The sequence below is a fragment of the Dankookia sp. P2 genome (genome assembly GCF_050632255.1).
GTDB lineage: Bacteria > Pseudomonadota > Alphaproteobacteria > Acetobacterales > Acetobacteraceae > Paracraurococcus.
Genome location: NZ_CP192581.1, coordinates 3,128,637 through 3,146,200, shown reverse-complemented (window position 1 = coordinate 3,146,200; position 17,564 = coordinate 3,128,637). Strand labels below are relative to the sequence as shown.

General features: G+C 68.8%; 15 protein-coding genes and 3 pseudogenes. 9 read left to right on the top strand and 9 right to left on the bottom strand.

Annotation, left to right across the window (positions count from 1 at the left end):
* Nucleotides 1-36 precede the first annotated feature (36 nt).
* From ACQ86J_RS18640 to ACQ86J_RS18625, 4 genes are all read left to right on the top strand, one after another.
* The gene (locus ACQ86J_RS18640) at nucleotides 37-390 is read left to right on the top strand and encodes a DMT family protein (RefSeq protein WP_431272243.1); all 354 of its coding nucleotides are present in this window, start codon (nucleotides 37-39) and stop codon (nucleotides 388-390) included.
* 49 nt (nucleotides 391-439) lie between these two features.
* On the top strand, nucleotides 440-1,588 hold the full coding sequence (ald, locus tag ACQ86J_RS18635) for an alanine dehydrogenase (RefSeq protein ID WP_431272242.1): 1,149 nt from the start codon (nucleotides 440-442) through the stop codon (nucleotides 1,586-1,588).
* Between the two features lie 112 nt (nucleotides 1,589-1,700).
* The gene (locus tag ACQ86J_RS18630; RefSeq protein ID WP_431272241.1) at nucleotides 1,701-2,804 is read left to right on the top strand and encodes an alkene reductase; all 1,104 of its coding nucleotides are present in this window, start codon (nucleotides 1,701-1,703) and stop codon (nucleotides 2,802-2,804) included.
* A 473-nt stretch (nucleotides 2,805-3,277) separates the two neighbouring features.
* Nucleotides 3,278-3,865, top strand: coding sequence for a hypothetical protein (locus ACQ86J_RS18625; protein ID WP_431272240.1), 588 nt, complete (start codon nucleotides 3,278-3,280; stop codon nucleotides 3,863-3,865).
* A gap of 167 nt (nucleotides 3,866-4,032) precedes the next feature.
* On the opposite strand, the gene ACQ86J_RS18620 is transcribed toward ACQ86J_RS18625, so the two are convergent.
* Entirely contained in the window at nucleotides 4,033-4,257 is a 225-nt protein-coding gene (locus ACQ86J_RS18620; protein WP_431272239.1) for a hypothetical protein, read from the bottom strand.
* 232 nt (nucleotides 4,258-4,489) lie between these two features.
* Here ACQ86J_RS18620 and ACQ86J_RS18615 point away from each other — a divergent pair, with 232 nt between their 5' ends.
* Nucleotides 4,490-5,554: an aldolase/citrate lyase family protein gene (locus ACQ86J_RS18615; protein ID WP_431272238.1), complete on the top strand. Its 1,065-nt coding sequence runs from the start codon at nucleotides 4,490-4,492 to the stop codon at nucleotides 5,552-5,554.
* 454 nt (nucleotides 5,555-6,008) lie between these two features.
* Here ACQ86J_RS18615 and uvsE read toward each other — a convergent pair whose 3' ends face one another.
* From uvsE to ACQ86J_RS18585, 6 genes and pseudogenes are all read right to left on the bottom strand, one after another.
* Nucleotides 6,009-7,109 carry a UV DNA damage repair endonuclease UvsE gene (gene uvsE / locus ACQ86J_RS18610; RefSeq protein ID WP_431272237.1) on the bottom strand — a complete coding sequence of 367 codons (1,101 nt, stop codon included), beginning with the start codon at nucleotides 7,107-7,109 and terminating at the stop codon, nucleotides 6,009-6,011.
* Entirely contained in the window at nucleotides 7,106-8,194 is a 1,089-nt protein-coding gene (locus ACQ86J_RS18605) for a hypothetical protein (RefSeq protein WP_431272236.1), read from the bottom strand. Before ACQ86J_RS18605 ends, uvsE begins: the two co-directional genes overlap by 4 nt.
* 204 nt (nucleotides 8,195-8,398) lie before the next feature.
* Nucleotides 8,399-9,463 (bottom strand): radical SAM protein, encoded by a 1,065-nt coding sequence (locus ACQ86J_RS18600; protein ID WP_431272235.1) that lies wholly within the window; start codon nucleotides 9,461-9,463, stop codon nucleotides 8,399-8,401.
* Between the two features lies 1 nt (nucleotide 9,464).
* Nucleotides 9,465-10,397, bottom strand: a complete 933-nt coding sequence (locus ACQ86J_RS18595; protein WP_431272234.1) for a spore photoproduct lyase family protein — start codon at nucleotides 10,395-10,397, stop codon at nucleotides 9,465-9,467.
* A 417-nt stretch (nucleotides 10,398-10,814) separates the two neighbouring features.
* Complete coding sequence (locus ACQ86J_RS18590) at nucleotides 10,815-11,453, bottom strand: DUF3891 family protein (protein WP_431272233.1); 639 nt, start codon at nucleotides 11,451-11,453, stop codon at nucleotides 10,815-10,817.
* 64 nt (nucleotides 11,454-11,517) lie between these two features.
* Nucleotides 11,518-11,583 (bottom strand): annotated as a pseudogene (locus ACQ86J_RS18585) (hypothetical protein); the annotation flags it as partial.
* A 503-nt stretch (nucleotides 11,584-12,086) separates the two neighbouring features.
* Here ACQ86J_RS18585 and ACQ86J_RS18580 point away from each other — a divergent pair.
* A pseudogene (locus ACQ86J_RS18580) lies at nucleotides 12,087-12,609 on the top strand (transposase); the annotation flags it as partial.
* A gap of 270 nt (nucleotides 12,610-12,879) precedes the next feature.
* Here ACQ86J_RS18580 and ACQ86J_RS18575 read toward each other — a convergent pair.
* Nucleotides 12,880-14,036 (bottom strand): annotated as a pseudogene (locus tag ACQ86J_RS18575) (IS701 family transposase); the annotation flags it as partial.
* Between the two features lie 940 nt (nucleotides 14,037-14,976).
* Between ACQ86J_RS18575 and ACQ86J_RS18570 the strand changes: the two are divergent.
* On the top strand, nucleotides 14,977-15,900 hold the full coding sequence (locus ACQ86J_RS18570; protein WP_431272232.1) for a tripartite tricarboxylate transporter substrate binding protein: 924 nt from the start codon (nucleotides 14,977-14,979) through the stop codon (nucleotides 15,898-15,900).
* On the opposite strand, the gene ACQ86J_RS18565 is transcribed toward ACQ86J_RS18570, so the two are convergent.
* The gene (locus ACQ86J_RS18565) at nucleotides 15,836-16,237 is read right to left on the bottom strand and encodes a hypothetical protein (RefSeq protein ID WP_431272231.1); all 402 of its coding nucleotides are present in this window, start codon (nucleotides 16,235-16,237) and stop codon (nucleotides 15,836-15,838) included. The genes ACQ86J_RS18570 and ACQ86J_RS18565 overlap by 65 nt on opposite strands.
* A 215-nt stretch (nucleotides 16,238-16,452) precedes the next feature.
* On the opposite strand from ACQ86J_RS18565, the gene ACQ86J_RS18560 reads away from it, so the two are divergent.
* Both ACQ86J_RS18560 and ACQ86J_RS18555 read left to right on the top strand, forming a co-directional pair.
* Complete coding sequence (locus ACQ86J_RS18560) at nucleotides 16,453-16,611, top strand: hypothetical protein (protein WP_431272230.1); 159 nt, start codon at nucleotides 16,453-16,455, stop codon at nucleotides 16,609-16,611.
* A 259-nt stretch (nucleotides 16,612-16,870) separates the two neighbouring features.
* Complete coding sequence (locus ACQ86J_RS18555; RefSeq protein ID WP_431272229.1) at nucleotides 16,871-17,482, top strand: hypothetical protein; 612 nt, start codon at nucleotides 16,871-16,873, stop codon at nucleotides 17,480-17,482.
* The last annotated feature ends 82 nt before the right edge of the window (nucleotides 17,483-17,564 follow it).

Here is a 17,564-nt window from a genome sequence, read left to right as displayed (position 1 = left end):
TGGGCCTAGCGTTCGGCGCCCGTCCCAGGAGCCGCCATGACCCCCAGCCACTTTCTGCCCCCCTTGATGCTGATCGGCAGCAACATCCTGATGACCTGGGCCTGGTACGGCCATCTCAAGCGTCCGGGTTGGGCGATGTGGATGGCGATCCTGATCTCCTGGGGCATCGCCTTCTTCGAATACTGCCTGGCCGTGCCGGCCAACCGCATCGGCTACGAGAGCGGCGCCTATACCGGGCAGCAGCTGAAGGTGATGCAGGAGGTGATCACCCTCTCGGTCTTCGCCGGGTTCAGCGTGATGGTGCTGGGGGAGCCGCTGCGCTGGACCTATCTCGCCGCCATGCTCTGCTTGGTTGCTGCCGTGGTGTTCATCTTCCTGCCCGTCGACTGACCGCGCCGCGCATCCCACATCCCCCGGGCAACCGCGGGAGGAAGCCAGCGTGCTGATTGGCGTTCCGAAGGAAGTGAAGATCCACGAATACCGGGTCGGGCTGATCCCCGCCTCGGTGCGCGAGCTGGTCGGCCAGGGCCACCAGGTACTGGTCGAGACCGGGGCCGGCGCCGGCATCGGCTTCCCGGACGAGGCCTATCTCGCCGTCGGCGCCACCATCGCCCCGGGCGCCGCCGCGATCTTCGAGCGAGCCACGCTGGTGGTGAAGGTGAAGGAGCCGCAGCCCGAGGAATGGCGTCGCCTGCGGCCCGGGCAGGTGCTGTTCACCTACCTCCACCTCGCCCCCGACCCCGCCCAGGCGGAGGGGCTGATGGCCAGCGGCTGCACCGCCCTGGCCTATGAGACGGTGACCGACCCGCAGGGCGGCCTGCCGCTGCTGGCACCGATGAGCGAAGTCGCCGGCCGCATGGCGGTGCAGGTCGGCGCCCGCTGCCTGGAGAAGGAGGCCGGCGGTGCCGGCATCCTGCTCTCGGGCGTCCCCGGCGTGCCGCCGGCCCGCGTCGCCGTGCTGGGCGGCGGCGTGGTAGGGTCGAACGCCGCGCGGATCGCCGCCGGGATGCGGGCGCGGGTGACGGTGCTGGACCGCAATCCCCGCGTGCTGGATGCGCTGGACCGCGAGTTCGGCGGCAGCGTCGCCACGCTCTTTGCCACCACCGAGGCGGTCGAGCAGGCGGTGACCGAGGCCGACCTGGTGATCGGCGCCGTGCTGGTCCCGGGCGCCGCGGCACCGCGCCTGGTCACCCGCGCCATGGTCGGCCGGATGCGGCCGGGCAGCGTGCTGGTCGACGTCGCAATCGACCAGGGCGGCTGCTTCGAGACCTCCCGCCCAACCACCCATGCCGAGCCGACCTACTTGGTGGAGGGCGTGGTCCATTACTGCGTCACCAACATGCCGGGCGCGGTCGCCCGCACCAGCGCCGTCGCGCTGAACAACGCGACGCTGCCCTTCACCCTGCAAGCTGGCGGGAAAAGGGTTCCCGCGCGCCCTGGCGGAGAACCCGCATCTGGCCCAGGGGCTGAACGTCCATGCCGGGCGGATCGTCCACCCGGCGGTCGCCGCGGCGCTGCGACTGGAAGCGCTGCCGCTGGCGGCGGTGCTCGGCCCCTGAACCCGTCGCGGTTCCCATCCGCGGCCTGAATGTCGGTCATGCTGAAAGGGCGGCTTGGTGCAACCCATCGGCCGTCCTAGCTCTTGCTGCAACGCACAATCGCACCCCCGTGCGAATGCACAACGCGAGAGCCTTGCCCCCATGCCGCACGAGACCACCGCCACCGACCTGTTCCAGCCCGCCCGCCTCGGCCCGCTCGACCTGCCCAACCGCGTCGTCATGGCGCCGCTCACCCGCAGCCGGACCGGCAGCCGAGGCATCCCCGGACCGCTGAACGCCGAATACTACGCCCAGCGCGCCTCGGCCGGCCTGATCATCGCCGAGGCCACCCAGATCTCCCGCCAGGGTCAGGGTTATGCCTTCACCCCCGGCATCCACGATGCCGAGCAGGTCGAGGGCTGGAAGCAGGTGACCAACGCCGTCCACCGCGCCGGCGGCCGGATCGTCCTGCAGCTTTGGCATGTCGGCCGCATCTCCCACCCCAGCCTGCAGCCGGGCGGCGGCCTGCCGGTCGCGCCCTCGGCCATCAAGCCGGAGGGCAAGGCCTTCACCGAAGCCGGCTTCCAGGACTTCGTGACGCCCCGCGCGCTGGAGACGGCGGAGATCGCCGGGATCGTCGAGGACTACCGCCGCGCGACCGAGAATGCCCGCGCTGCCGGCTTCGACGGCGTCGAGATCCACGCTGCCAATGGCTACCTCATCGATCAGTTCCTCAAGGACAAGACCAACCGGCGCACCGACCGCTATGGCGGCAGCATCGAGAATCGCGCCCGCTTCCTGCTGGAAGTGACCGAGGCGGTGGTCGGGGCCTGGAGCGCCGACCGCGTCGGCATCCGCATCTCCCCGGTCTCGCCGGCCAACGACATCGCCGACAGCGACCCGCAGGTGGTCTTCGACCATGTCGTGCGGCAGTTGGCGCCCTTCGGCCTGGCCTACCTGCATGTGGTCGAGGGCGCGACCGGCGGCCCGCGCGACAACATCGCCTTCGACTTCCAGGCGCTGCGCCAAGCCTTCACCGGCGCCTACATGGCGAATAACGGCTATGACCTGACGCTCGCCCAGGCGGCGCTGCGCGAGGGCCGGGCCGACCTGATCGCCTTCGGCCGCCCCTTCATCGCCAACCCGGACCTGGTGGAGCGGCTGCGCCTGAAGGCGCCGCTGAACGCGCTCGACAAGGACACGCTCTATGGCGGCGATGCCAAGGGGTATACCGACTATCCCGCGCTGGCGCGGCAGGCCGCGTAAGGACGACGCGGGGGAGGCATCCCCCCGCACCCCCTTCTGCTTTTGGGAGTCTCATAACCGGCGCAGGATGTTGGCGCGGCTTTTGGGGCCATGCTTTCCTCCGCCGCGGCGGTGCGGGAGCGCAGCGCCAGGATAGAGACGCTCCGGAGCCGCAGCGATGCCCTGCTCAACCGTCCTGCGCGCCGGTCTGCTGGCCGCGCTGGCAACTCCCTTGCTGCCCAGTCCCCCGGCGGAGGCACGGTCGAGAGAAGTCCGGGCGACCCAGGTCCGGGCGAAGCGGGCCGCCTCGGTCGCCTACCGCCAGGCCCGGACGGACGCCCTCGCCCCCCTGAGGACCCGGGCGGCTTCGGCATTGCCGCCACGCTGGCCGCGCCACCCGATGCCGTGCCGCCCGCCTTCTCCGCCGACCTGCTTGTGCCCTTCTTCTGGAACTCGGACCCCGAGCAGGCCGCGTTCGGCACCCCCTCCTGGAGGTGCCGCCCGAGGCGCGGCTGACCTGGTCCCGCAAGCTGGAGGCCGCGCCGCTCCGCCTCTCGGCCCTGGCCGATGCCAGCACCGACCGCTTCATGCGCGCCCGCGATGCCGGCGCCGACCTGCTCTACGGCCGGCTGCGGGCGCAACACGAGAGCGGCGCCGACGACCAGGAATGGCAGCCCTTCGTCAGCTACGTCCCAACCCTGACCTTCGCCCCCACCTATGCCCGCCGAGTCGATACTTGGCACGACTTCGCCCTCGGCGCGGCCAAGTCTTGGGAATGGGACGGCGGCTGGCACCGCGTTCCGCACGGCACGGATACCGCGGCGCAGGCGGCCTGGACCTTCGCCGTCAACGGCACCTGGCAGCGGTGGGAACGCGACGGCGGCCTCCTACACCATCGCCTGCGACACGACCGGCGACGGTTGTACCCTCCAGGCGGCGCAGCATGGCCCGGAGGGCGGGGATGGCGTGCGACAGGCTCGCGCGGTCGCAGGCCTCGTCGTCCCAGGCGACTAGGACGCTGTGAGCTGCATCGCGCAGGCTGGCGTGCGTGGGCGGCCGCTGGGTGGCTTCCAGGTTGGTGATAATCACCGAGGCCGCCTGAGTCGCGGGAGGCGCCACCGGGCTTCTGGGCCTTGTCGGCGGCGGTCGCGTCCGCCACCTGTTCGGCCGCGTTACGTGCCTTGCTACCCGCCGGAGCAACGCCGACGCAGGCCATTCCCGCTTCCGTGATCCGCACCGTGGGCCGGGTTCAATCCTGCTGATGCGAACGCAGGCCGGCGAGTTCGTTGGGCGCCGCGGACTGCTCGACGTAACCCTGCTTGAGCAGCAGGTTACTCAGCACCGCCCGGGCGACGGCGACCGGCCGCTTGCCGGGCGGCGCGGCCAGCCGCAGCGGGTACGGGGCGGCCTTGGCGAGGATACGGCGGGCGGTGTCGGACAGGGCCTTATTGGCGCTCCTGCGTTCAACACCCAAAAAGCCGGTTGCTACGAGCCCAAGGTGCTACGAGCCCGAGCCCGCCCTGGAACTGCTCGGGGCAGCGCGCTGGCGCTTGCTGCGGCGCGTCATCAAGCATTCGCCTTGTTCTAATCTTGATCCCGTCGGCTAATCCAGGTGCAATCCGCTATTACCACGGATCATCGCCGCAGCACGTGATAGCAAGATTGGCGTTGATACGAATTTTGCTAAAATGTGTCTTGTGTATTGGATGCAAGGAAAACTCATGCCGATTCGAATCAACAGAGCGGTAGAGTTATTGCAACAGGACCAAGCCATCTACTATGCGGGCCATCATACCGGGCACGTGCTGACCCACACCCAAGGTATGGAGGACGCGCAGACCTGGGCAGATTACATCAACATCGGCATGGAGCATGGTGCCTTCGACATCGCCGGTCTCGCGGAATACATGCGAGGCTTGGTCGATGGCGGGCCGACGCGGTCCGGCCATCGAACACCTGCGGTGGTTGTCGAGGCGCCGGTGAACGGTACCGACGAGGCGAATGTCAGGCATAATGCCTGGCAGTTCCGACAAATCCTCGGCCGAGGGGTGCACGGCGTGCTCCTGTGCCAAGCCGAAACGGTCGATGCCGCACGCGCCTTCGTCGAGGCCTGCCGCTACCCGCACCATCGGGCAGGTGTCGATCCGGCGCTGCCCTCAGCGCTGGATCGCATGCGCGGCGCACCTACAGTCCGGCCGGATAACGGCCTGCTCGGAGTCGGCACGCGCGGACGAGGCTCGGAGCGGACCGCTGCTCCGGTCTGGGGGATCGACGAAGATGCGTATTTCCGCCGCTGCGAACCCTGGCCGCTTGACCCTGAGGGCGAACTGCTGCTCGGGGTGAAGATCGAGAGCCCGGAAGGAGTGGCGCGATGCGAGGAGATCCTGGCCGTGCCCGGCATCGGCTTCGCCGAAATGGGGCCGGGCGACCTGGGCTTGTCCCTCCTCGGCAGTACAAAGTTACAGCTATCGCCTTATCCACCGCAGATGCAGGAGGCCCGCGATCGGGTCTTTGCCGCGTGCCGTGCGAATGGCATCGCCTTTCTAGAAAGCTGCACGCCAGACAACGTCGTCGCCAGGCTCGACGAAGGAGTGAGGGTCATCGCCGGTGGGCGCGAAGATACGGCACGGGTGGGAAGGGCGCACCAGCTTCCGCACAAGACCGGCATGAGATACCTGCCCATCACCGGGTCCAGCAACTACCTTCCTAACCGCAACTCGACCTGGGCTGCTTACCTCAAGATGGTCAGCTTAGCGTTGCTATGGCATTGAGCCAGCGCTCTCAGGCCGCTCCGCGCGGATGCCGTTCGTCGTTCAGGCTTCAACGAGCATGAGGCCAGATGTCGCGCAGCGTAGCACGCGGACTTTCCTCATCATGGTCGGGAAAAAGCGATCTCCGGATATGCGCTCGCCGGTTCGGAGCTTGCAAGGCATGTAGATGACCCGTCCGGCGCGCAGCGCGACCGCAAGGCGCCGGGCGAGGTTGGGGAACTCGGCCGATGATACATGCAGCAGGGACGCGCACGTCCAGATCCCATCGAGCCCACCGTGTCAAACCTAACGCTCGAGGCGCATCTGCCGAACCTCGACTTGGCCCGGCGATCCGTTCCCTCGCATGGCGCACCATCTCGGCCGAAGCGTCGAAATCCACTACCGAAATCTGACCTTCGCTCACCATGCACTGTTCCAACCGCCAGCCCATGATGGTTCACACCGTCAAGTACCTTCAGTTTTCGCTGTGACCTGCCATTTGCCCGCTCCCTTCCTCCGCAAGAAGTTCCTGCTCCTCCGCTTCCAGCGTTGACGCCTTGGACTCCTCCAGCCCAAAGCGCTGCGCCACGTCCGGAGCATAGCGCAGCAGGTCTGGCCGCAGGCGGATCAGCGCTAAATCCTTCACCTTCGCCTCCAGCATCACGTCGAAGTCGAGCCCCTCCGCGATCCGCATGAAGGTGATGAACTCGAACGGATTGCAGAAATCGGCGTGGCCCGTGTTCACTGGCGCCACCAGCACGGACTTCAGCTTGCGCGTCCCCTTTTCCTTCCGCTTGATCTCCCGCATTTCCGTGCGCGGCGAGGAGAAATGCACCTTTGGCCGCTGGCCCTCGGGCCAGGTCCGCAGCACCTTCCTGAGCGCATCCCGCATGTCGAGCCCAGACGGGTTCAGGCACCAGAAGTGTTGGTGATCGAAGACCAGCCGCACGCCCGTCCGTTCATAAATCCACAGGATGTCCGAGACGGAGAAGCGTAGGTCGTCATGCTCCAGCACCAGACGGCGCCGTACGTGCTCCGGCAGCTTGTTGTCCCAGGTTTCCACCCAGCGTGCGTTGGCGGCTTCGCGGTCGCCATAGGTACCGCCGACATGGATCACCATGACGGCCTCGGGCCCGAGCTCCATGCGGTCCAGCATCTCCGCCTGGGAGCTCAGATCCCAGATGCTTTTCTCCACCAGCGTCGGGTCAGGGCTGTTCAGCACCACGAATTGCGAGGGATGAAAACTCAGGCGGATATCCAGCGCCTTCGCCTTGGTGCCGAGGGCCCGCAACTCGGCATCGCTGTCGCGCACCATGGAGTGGAACTGGGGCATGTCGGGATGCGTGGCATAAGGCGCCAGGTCGGAGGACATGCGGTACATGCGGATGTCGTGGCGGTCGAGGTAATCCAGCGCCCGGTCCATGTGCTCCAGCGAGACCTTCAGATGGGGGCTCTGCTGCCAGCGCCGGGTGTCGTTGCTCTTGATCCCCGGGTCGCCCATCAGCTTGACCGGAAAGCCCAGGCGAAGCGGCCTCGCCGCGGGGAGGGCGAGGCCTCGCCGGCGGCGCGCGCTCATGCCGGAACCTGCCCTTCGGCGCCGAAGCCAAGACCGGCCACGAAGCGGTTCCAGGCCTCGGGCGGCAGCGCGCCGCCCGAGGCCTGGGGATGGCCATTGCCATATTGCACGTGGTCGGCGCCGTCCGGCCGGTGCCGGCGAAGGAAGGCAATCAGGTCGGTGCCCTGCCCGGCGCGTGCGGCGAAGTGCACCCAGCCCGAGCGGTAGCCCGTATTGGCGGCAATCACGACCTTGTCCTTCAATCGCCCCTTCCACTGCTGCGCAATCAGCGGGTGGATTTGGCAGGCGGAGTGGAGGGGAATCAGCGCCACGTCGCCGCGGATCTGCGGGGCGACGCGGCGGCCCTCGGTCAAGGCCTCCTGCACCTCGGCCTTGGCCGCCTGCAGCAACGCGGTTTCCGGATATTCGCCCGACAACACCGACTTGGGCCCATCCGCCCTCAGCAGCAGCGCGAGCGCCGGAGCGGCATCGCCGGCACTCGCCCGCCGCGGGGCGTTGAGGAGGGAGACGGCACGCCGCAGCGCGGTGATGCCCCAGCGTTCGCGGGCCGCTGCAAGTTCCGGGAAGCCGGCTGCCTCCTCCATGTCGCCGATGATGCCGAGTGCCGCGAGCCAGAGCAGGTCGTCCACCTCCGCCAACCCACCAGCGCACCACCAGGCCAGAAGCGAGGTGGTGGGCGTCGGGCGCAGGCCGTGGCCGCTGACCAGCAACGCCGCCTGTGGGACGCCGGTCGGCACATGGTGGTCCAGCAGCACGGTGGCCACGCCGGGAGCCAGCGGCTCGGCGCGGGTTCCGAGATCGGCCAGGATCAGGCCGCCGATGTCCTGCGCGCGAAGCTCCGACACCATCTCCGGGGACCAGGCATTCTCGCCGCGGCCAAGGAGCCGGACCCTGGCGCGTCGCCCGCTGCGCTCGAGCGCCCGGAACAGGATGGCCGCCGAGGAAAGCCCGTCCGCATCGTGGTGGCCGAGGATCAGGACCGGCCTTGCGGCGTCGAAGGCCGCCACCACTTCGCGGAACGCCTGCCGGCGGGCGGCCACCCAGGCGGCGGTCGGATGGGGAGGCTCGATGATCGCGTCCGGCATGCGCTGGGTCCTCCTGCTGCCACCTGCAGCCGCGTCACCGGCGCATCAGCGACAACAAGGCCTTCGCTCAGGCGAGTTTCGGCCCGTGGGGCCTCGGGCGATGGCAAGGCCTTCCGCGCATCCGGCCCGCCGGGTCCGGCGATGGCGACGCGGGCATGCGTGGCAGGGCGCGGCGGCGCCGCTCCCGCGGCCCTTCGCCCGGCGTCAGGTGAAGTAGAGCACCCGCGCCTGCGGCAGGTGTCGGGCCACGCTTGCTTCCAGGCCCGAGCGCAACTCGGCCATCAGCGCCTTCGGGAAGACATACTTGCCGGTGCCGACCTTGGTGAGCTTCCGGCTGCGCTGCGCCGGGTCCATCTCCAGCCCGCTGCCGGGATACCAGCCCTGGAGCACCTCCCGCGAGCCCTCGGTGAAGCGGTGGGTGATGAGCTCCACGGTCAGGTCGGGATCCGGCACGCCGGCCAGGGCGGTCGCGCAATCCGCCAGCAGGGTGTCGTAGGCCTCCCGCCAATCCGGCAGGTTCAGGATGGGCGCGACGGTCAGGCCGATGCGGTAGCCCGCCATGGCGGCCTGCCGCAGGGCCTGTAGGCGGTTCCGCATGCGCGGCGCCCCGCCCTCGAAACGCTCCGCCCCGCGCGCGTTGACGGAGAAGCGGATGCGCGTGCGGCGCCCGTGCGGCAGGTCCAGCAGCGGGCCGGTGGCGTCGTACTTCGTGGTGAAGCGGAGCTGCACCGCCGCATCCCAGGCGCCGAAGAAGCGGATCGTCTCGGCCAGGCTGCCGGTGATGTGCTCGATGCCCAGGGGGTCGGTGTAGCAGGAGCCCTCGAAGGTCGTCCCCTCCGCCGCGCGGGCGGCGTTGCGGGAGGTGACCTGGCCCTGGCCCAGCAATGGCGGGAGGGCCGCCAGGATTTCCGGCAGGTTGGCATAGGCGCGGATGATCGGCGGGCCGGCCAGCGACCCCGCGAGGTAGCAATAGGCGCAATGGGCCGGACAGCCCTCGGCCAGGTCGAAGCGCCAGTCGGCGCTGGGCGGGATGGGCTGCGGCCTGCGGCGGCTGGGGGAGGCGACGACGACGGCCATCGTCGTCTTGGCGTCGCGATAGGTTTCGGGCAGGCTGACCAGACGGTCGGCCTTCAGCCGCACCACCTCCGCCCCGAGCGCCGCGGCCCGTTCCGCCATGGCCGCGCCCTGCGGCCAGGCGAGGGCGGATGGGGTGACCAGCAGGTGCCTTGGCCTCCAGAGGGGATGCGGGCGGGCCGGGGCCTGCAGCACGTCAAAAGGCATAGCGGACCCGGCAATAGGGCATGCGGGCGGCCAGCAGGTCCTTGAAGCGCTGCAGCCAGCGGCCTTTCCACCCCGTGCGGTAGCGCAGGTTCACGCCGCCGCTCTCGGAGACCTTCTCCTCCTGGATGTCCGGGCGCCAGAGCAGGTCCTCGGCCTTCGGATGCCAGGCGAGGTTGACCTCGTGCAGGTCCCGGTTGTGGGTGAGCATGATGATCTCGGCGGCCAGCTGGTCCTTTACGGCGGCGGGCAGCAGGTCGTCGAGCATCTCGAACAGGGCGCCCCACTCCACCTCCCACCCCTCGTGCAGCACGACGGGGGAGAAGTTCAGGTGAACCTCGTAGCCGGCGCGGTGGAGCTCCGGGATGGCGGCGATGCGCTCCGCCACGGGGGAGGTGCGCACGTCCAGCAGCTTCGCCAGGGCGGGCGGCATGAGGGACATGCGGATGCGCGTGCGGCCCTGCGGATCGTAGCCCAGAAGATCGGGGTTCACCCATTTCGTTGCGAAGCTGCCCTTCGCGTCGGGCAGGGTGCGGAACAGCGCGACGAGGTCCCGCACGTTATCGGAGATGGCGGCATCGACGGAGAGGTCGCCGTTCTCGCCGAGGTCATAGACCCAGGATCGCGGGTCCACCTGGTTCGGCGCCGTCTTCGGACCTTGTCGGGTAGCGTGTCGGGCCGTCGCAGCTAGGATCGCCTCGATATTGACGAAGACACTGACGGGGTTCGCGTGCCCTTTGCGCCGGGCGACGTAGCAGTAGGCGCAGGCCATGGCGCAGCCGTTCGAGGAGGAGGGCGCGATGAAATCCGCGCTGCGCCCGTTGAGCCGGAAGGCCAGACCCTTTTTACGCCGAGCACCAGGGACTGCCGCTTGGCGGCGAGATAGTCGCCGGGATCGCCTTCCCGCAGCTCGGGGATCCGCCAATGGGACGCGACTGGAATGCGCTCGGCCTGCGGAAAACGGGCAAGGATCTCTCGCCCGCGGGCATGCTGCTCGATGGCGGGCTCGAGGTAGATACGGGAGATGTCGAGCGGGAGGGCGGCCATCCCCGCGGATGTGGGTGCGTCGCCCGAGCTTCCCAGGGGGCTGGTCGTGCCCCTGGAAAGGTCACGTCCTCTGCTCTTCACCTATAAGTCCGGTGAACCGCAGGGGGTGATGTACGCCAGACACGAAATCGCGGGACTCAGCCAGCTTCGATCCTGGCGGCTATGCTCCCATCCTAGGCCATAGACAGCACCCCGTCGAAAGCTCGAAAGCAGACATGGAGACGGGCGGATCGGGCGCGGCAGATTGTGGCCCAGGCGGGAGCGATGCCGGTGGTTACGGCGACCATCTGATGCGTCAGGCAGGGGTCAGGGTCTCGGCCAGCGTGCTCCAGGCTGCGTTGCGCAGATCGCGGCGCATCGCCTCCTCGTCCGTCCAGCGAGTTTCATCCGGAAGACGAATCGTCTCGCACTGCACCGTCAGTGTGCTGCTGCGGAAGGGCCATGGGTCGAGCGACCAGCTAGATGCTCCCTGTCGCACAAGCTTCATCTTCCGGGTGCTTCCATCCTCCATTGGCGCCTCCCCAGCCTTGTCCGGATCGGCAAAGCAGAGGGCTAGGGAAAGGGCGTCGGTCACCGCGACGAGGGCGGAGTTCCGTTCGACCTGCTCGCGGGAAACGCCGAGCTTTGCGATCCAGTCCGCCTGGAGCGCGGCCTCCTTGGCGTTGTTGCGGTCGATCGCGGCATGGTCCTCGGGCGGCAGGCTCTCCGGGTCCATATATTCCGTGTAGACCCGCGTGCCGTGCAAGGAGATGAGCAGAGCGGGCCAGAGGCCATAGGCAGCACGGGCGATCTCCACGCCCCGCGCCCACATGGGGGCATGGACCACCGGGCCGAGCCTGGTGAAGGGGTGGGGCAGGCCCGTCTCGCGGTCGAGGGTAGGGGCGGTCTCCCACGACAGCCAAGCGATGTCGTGCTGTTCGGCGGCGAGGATCACCTCGGGCGCCGGGTCGTGGCCGCGCGAAGCCGGCGGCACCCCAGGCGGCCATCATCTGGCCGGAGAGCAGGGCGTGGGAGGGCTGGGAAATGAGAAGGCGGGTACCGTTCTCAGGGCTGCGCAGGATCATAGCGCGCCAACGCACGAGCGAGGCATTGGGGTACAGCAGCTCCTGAATTACTTGAATTCTGGCAACGGGCGCTGGGGCGAGCCGACCTAGCGTCATCATCCGATTGGAGCCGGACTCCGCCGCCCATTTCAGGACTGGAACACCGGTGCCGCTGCTGGCGGGCTTGCAGCCGCCCGCGGCGGACGGCGTGGCGCTGCCTGGACGCGCACGGAGCATACCGCGCAGCCGGATCGGCTTTTCAAAACGCTGGTGGACCCACTGTGGCCGCGCACTGGCGAAATTCATCGGGTGCTAATGTCCGCGTATGCTCTCGACGCGCGGCACCGGATTGATTGCTTTCATCTCTGGATTGCTCGATGGTTGTCGTTCCGCACTCGACCAACCCCAATGCCATTCTCCCTCACCGAAAGCAGTTGGGTTTCGCTGGAGCGAGCGTCCTGACCTTTCCCCTGCCTGGTGTCCGCCTGTGATGAGAGGGTTGGCCTCCTTGGAAGGAGGCAGGGATGCCGAGGAAGCGTCACACGGAGGAGCAGATCATCGGGCTATTGCGGCAGGCTGAGGTGGAGTTGGCGCAGGGCCGGACGGTAGGGGAGATGTTGCCGCCGGCTCGAAGTACCGGAAGCGACGTTCTATCGCTGGCGGGCAGCCTGAAGGTTGATCAGGCGCGTCGGCTGAAGGACTTCGAGCGCGAGAATGCGCGGCTGAAGCGGGCGGTGGCGGAGCTGACGCTCGACAAGCAGATTTTCAAAGAGGCTGCGGAGAGAAACTTCTAGGCCCCGAGCGCCGCCATGCTGGCGCGCGACATGTCGGTCGGTGCTCGGGGCGTCCAAGCGTCGCGCCTGCCGCACGCTGGGTCAGCCACGCCCAACGCAGCGGAAGGCGCAGGCAGTGCGGTCTGACGAGACTGCACGGATCGAGGCCGTCGTAGCCCTGGCGACCAAGTATGGCCGCTTTGGCTACCGTCGGATCACCGCGCTGTTGCGGGCCGCGGGCTGGCGGGTGAACGCCAGGCGGGTGGAGCGCATCTGACGGCGCGAGGGGCTGAAGGTGCCGCGACGGCAGCCAAAGCGGGGCCGGCGGTGCGCACACGGGGCGCGCGGGATCTAGCACTACCGCTGCATTTTCCGCTTCAGGTGTGAGCGGTGCGAGGCGGCTCGGCGGGCGCGTCGCCAGAGTGACTAGGCGAAGACGCGCGCTGGCTGGATGCGGCGCTGCGCGAGGCGGGTGGCGATGCGACGGATTTCCTGGACCGACCAGCGGATGAGGTCCGGCGCGTCCAGTTCAGGTCGATCAGGGCTTTGGGGGCGGCGCGTTGGCCTTGTGGCGGATAGCCGCCTGCATGGCGAGGGCCAGCATGACCATCGAGACGTGGCGGTGCCAGCCGTGCCACGAGCGGGCCTCGTTGTGGTCGAGGCCAAGTTCGTTCTTCGCCGTCTCGAACGCATCCTCAATGGTTCAGCGCTGGCCTTCGACCGCGACCAGCGTCCCGATCGTGGTGCCGGCCGGGCACTAGGTGGTGAAGTAGGCGCACTCGCCATCGGCGAGGTTGCGTCGGATCAGCAGGCCGCGTGTCCAGATGCCGGTTGCGCCGGCCCAGTATTCGTCCGCGTCCAGGTCGGCTAGCGCAAGGTAGGTCCAGTCGAAGAGCCGCGTCCCTTTGTGCCCCTCGCCCGCGGACAGGCGCTGCCAAGCGGCGGGGTCTAGGTCATTGGCGATTTCTTCGGCGGTCCCGGCGATCTCCGGCTTGCCGATCCAGGAGTTGAAGCCCTGCGTGGAGTCGACGCCCAGCACGTAGCCATTGCCCGCGCGGCGTAGAGCCATCTCGATCTCGCCCACACCGTAGACGCTGTCACCCGCCACCCGGGCGAAGGGTACCCCGGCCGCCATCGCGTGCTCGACCATGCGCCTGGCCAGCCGCGGCTTGGTGGCGAAGCCCGCCTCGAGCGGAACATGTGCCGCCATCAGGCGAGCCGGAGCGTCGGTCCAGGTCTTGGGCAGGTAGAGGGCGCGGTCGATGAAGGCATGGCCACGGCGCGATACGTAAGTCGCAAAGACGCCGATCTGGCAGTTGGTAACCTTGCCCGCAGAACCGGTGTACTGCCGGCCGACATTACACGACGCCTTGCCCTGCTTGAGGAAGCCGGTCTCGTCGACCACCAGCACCGCATCCGGGTCGGCCAGCGTCTCCAGCGCGTAGTCCCGCACGATGTCGCGCAGCGCGTCCGCCTCCCAGCGGCCGAGTATGGCCCGTTGCCGCCACGGCCCGGGGTCGGCCGCCGCCTCAGCCCGCATCCCGCCGGCCTTGCGCCGCTCGGGACCGAGCAGCCCATCGAGAAACCCACCAGCCGATGCCGTCACACGGTCTTGCGTGAACAAGGGACGGATCCGCGCCTTGGCACCCCGCAGCGACGACGCCCACGATCCAGCGTCGTCTCGATTGATGCACTACTCACCGTCTCACTCCAGGCAAGGGTGAGCGACGCGTCAGGTCAGCAAAAGTGCAGCGTTAATGCTAGTCAGGTATCGAAAAGCTCGGAGGTGACCTCCCCCACCACGCGGGCCGCGGGTCCGATGCGGCGCGCGACGGCAAGGCTTGGTCATGCGCCGCGGGTCGGCTGTCCAACGGCACGGAAGGCTGCGGCGTCCGAAAGTCAGGCCAGCCCGGGTATCACTCAGCCGACGCGATCCCATCGGAGGCTACGGTCTGGTCTGCGCGTGGCGGGACGGCGCGGACGCGGTGTCTGTCGGCCGAGATAAGGAAGCGTCCCGCCGGGTCAGCCATGACGAGACGCTCGAAGGCAAACCGGGACAAAATGTGTCCCTCGGCCTTGAGCGCACGAAGGACATAAGGCACGTCCGCCCAGCCTTCCTCGTCGATCTGCAAAGCCGCGGTGGGAAGGTGGCCACACAGAGCATGGAAGGCGAAGTCGCCGCTGTCGGATAGCGTTGCGTGCATGAGTCGGGTCCGCGCATCAATGTCGCGGCATATTCGATGATTATTTCAACCATAAGTTAACAGAGCTGGCGGAGGCAAAGACGTCCGCGCCCGTGTTCCTCCATCGCCGCCCTCGCCATCACCGATCTCCGCGACCATTGCGCCGCCGGCTGTCCCTCTCCGGCAAGAGACCGGCAGGCAGATCTGGTCCGCTTCCGCATTTTCTTTGACACATCTTTCGGTACGGCGCTGACTTTACCTGGGACAACAGGAGCAGCCGCCACATCCGGCCTCGCACCGCGGTGCGCCATAAGGCGGCTCAGGAGGAGGGACGAATGCCGACACGCGAGGGCCGGCCACGCCAACCCTTGGCCAGTGCGGGACCGGCTTCAGGACTGTCTGGAGCCCAACGCCGCAGCCTGCTTGCAGCGCCTGCTCTGGCCCTGGCGCTGCGCCCGTTGCGGGTCTCCGCCCAGGGACGCTACCCGTCGCGGCCCATCCAGCTTCTGGTGCCCTGGGCCGCCGGTGGTGGCACCGACGCCGTCGCGCGCATGATCGGCTCCCTGCTCGAGCGCGATCTTGGCCAGCCCGTCATCGTGGTGAACCGCACCGGCGGCTCCGGCGTCGTCGGCCATGCAGCGATCGCCAATGCGGCGCCCGATGGCCACACCATCGGCATGCTGACCCTCGAGATCGCCATGATGCATTGGGTGGGCCTGACCGAGCTCACCCCCCGCAGCTACACGCCGATCGCTCTGCTGAATCAGGATCCGGCGGCGGTGCTGGTCAATGCGGCCGCACCGCATAGCGATATCCGTGCCCTAGCCGACGCGCTGCGCGCCGCCCCGCCGAGGAAGATCAAGGGCACCGGTTCCGGCCGCGGCGGCAGCTGGCACCTGGCCTTTGTCGGCTGGCTGCGCGCCATGGGCCTTCCGGCCGATCATGTGCTCTGGGTGCCGGTCGAGGGCGCGGCGCTCGGGATGCAGGAACTCGCCTCTGGTGGCGTCGACCTCACGGCCTGCTCCCTACCGGAGGGAAAGGGCATGATCGACGCTCGCCGGGCTCGCCCGCTCGCGGTCATGGCTGGCGCGCGCAACTCCGCCTTCCCCGAGGTGCCGACGCTGAAGGAGGCGCTCGGCATCGACTACGCGGCGGGGCTTTGGCGCGGCATCGCCGGCCCGCCCGGCCTGCCGGCGGAGGTCAGGCAGACCCTCGGCGCCGCGCTCGACCGTGTCTATCGCTCGGAGGAGTTCCAAGCCTTCATGGCGACCCGCGGCTTCGGGGTGAGCTTTGCCGATGCTGCCGGCTTCGCCGCCTTCATGGACCGCTCGGACGCGGCGATGGGCCAAGCGCTGCGGGACGTGGGGCTGGCGAAGGGCTGACCGGCGCGCCGGGGAAGTCGGCGCCGCCCTCTCCGTCGCGGGCGGTGCGGGCGTTGCCGCCTGGGCGTCGAGTTCTCGTCGCACCCCGCAGGTCCAGCACATGCGACGCGCCCTCAATTGGCCGCCGCAAACAGCCGAGCGGAGGCAGCCGCGCACCTTCGGCGAGGCTACCGAGCTTGGCCCAGACCACGTCCGGCGTAATACCGCCGCCGTCCGCCGAGGTGTCGAAGCCGCGATCAGTGCCGAGCGGCACCCGACGCGGATCGCCCACCGCCCGCACCAGCCGTTCGGCCAGGACCTCGTGGTCCTCGCCCTCGACGAGAATGCTGCTGCCCATGCCGGAGAGATTTACGCCGACCTCAAGCCACGCGGGCAGCTCATCGGACCCTTTGATACTCTCATCGCTGGCCATGCCCACAGTCGGGGCCTCAATCGTGATTACCGGCAATCTCGGTAAGTTCCGACGGGTCGAGGGATTGCGGGTCGAGGATTGGCTTACCCTGATATGACCCGCCACCCGTCGGCCGCACAGCCAGCAAGGCCAAAGACTTCTTGACCGGCCAGCTGCGCGATGCGGTCGAGGCGCGGCAGCGCATCGCCAGTGAGCGCGCCGCCAACAGCCGGGCCTCGCCCTCTGCCCGCACCGGCTGGTACCAGTGCCGACACCCCCTGCTACGGCTCGGACCCGAGCATCCGGAGAGCCGCGCCTAGGCTCTGAGCCCACCGGGGCACCACGCAGGCGCTGCGCGGCTTGGTAGAGCTGACGGTGCCGGGAGGGGGCCGGTTGCAGCCGCCCGACCCGGGCCTGCTCTGGTTGGGCTTCTGGTCAGCCGACTGGACGCTCTTAGCCTGCCATACTGACCTCTCCGCACCCGCTGGCCCGGCCTCTCGATCGCGGTCAGGTCCCACTCATGATGATCCCTGAGCTGGATGAGATCGGGCGCCGCAGGCGGCGATCGGTAACAGCGGCGTGCCGGTGCTGCATTTGAAGGCCTGGGCGGGGCCGCTCGACCTGTTGCTCGAGCTCGTCCGAGCGCAGCGGGTCGACTTGGCGCGGCTCTCGATCACCGACTTGGCCGCGCAGTTCGTCGCAGTGCTGGACGCCGCCACTGCCCGCCGGGCGGTGCCGCTGTCGCGCTTGGCCGAGTGTACCATCATGGAGGCCCGGATGCCGGTGCTGCGCTCGCGCCTGCTGCTGCCGGCCGACACGGCGGAGAGCGCCGCAGCCGAGCGCGAGGCCGCCGATCTGTGCCGGCGGGTGGCGGACTGGCTGGCGCGGCGGTTGCGGCTCGGCCGCGATATCTTTGCACGCGGGACGGCGGAGCCAGCAGCGGCGGCTGAGCCCGCGGCCGACGGAACCGAACTGCTGCGGGCCTGCCTGAGACTGCTGCAGGTGCTGCTGCGCGAGCGGATGTACCGGCCGCGGCCGCGGCTGCTCTGGCGGGCGCCGGACGCACTGAATCGGATCCGGGTCCTACTACCTGATCTGCTGGACGGTGTGGCGGTCGAGCAGTTGCTGTCGCCCGCGCTGGCGGGGAGGGAGTGGCCCTGTGGCACCGCGGCGCGCTGGCCAGCACTCTGATTGCCGTGCTCGTGTTCAGCCGTGAGGGCGCCGTCACGTTGGAGCAGAAGGGGGGCTTCGATGCCGTCTCGATGGCCCCGCT

Bases quoted from the DNA above. Each gene is read 5' to 3' on its own strand.
- ACQ86J_RS18640 (WP_431272243.1), top strand. From the start codon at position 37: ATGACCCCCAGCCACTTTCTGCCCCCCTTGATGCTGATCGGCAGCAAC.
- ACQ86J_RS18630 (WP_431272241.1), top strand. From the start codon at position 1,701: ATGCCGCACGAGACCACCGCCACCGACCTGTTCCAGCCCGCCCGCCTC.
- ACQ86J_RS18615 (WP_431272238.1), top strand. From the start codon at position 4,490: ATGCAAGGAAAACTCATGCCGATTCGAATCAACAGAGCGGTAGAGTTA.
- uvsE (WP_431272237.1), bottom strand. From the start codon at position 7,109: ATGAGCGCGCGCCGCCGGCGAGGCCTCGCCCTCCCCGCGGCGAGGCCG.
- ACQ86J_RS18605 (WP_431272236.1), bottom strand. From the start codon at position 8,194: ATGCCGGACGCGATCATCGAGCCTCCCCATCCGACCGCCGCCTGGGTG.
- ACQ86J_RS18565 (WP_431272231.1), bottom strand. From the start codon at position 16,237: ATGGGCAGCAGCATTCTCGTCGAGGGCGAGGACCACGAGGTCCTGGCC.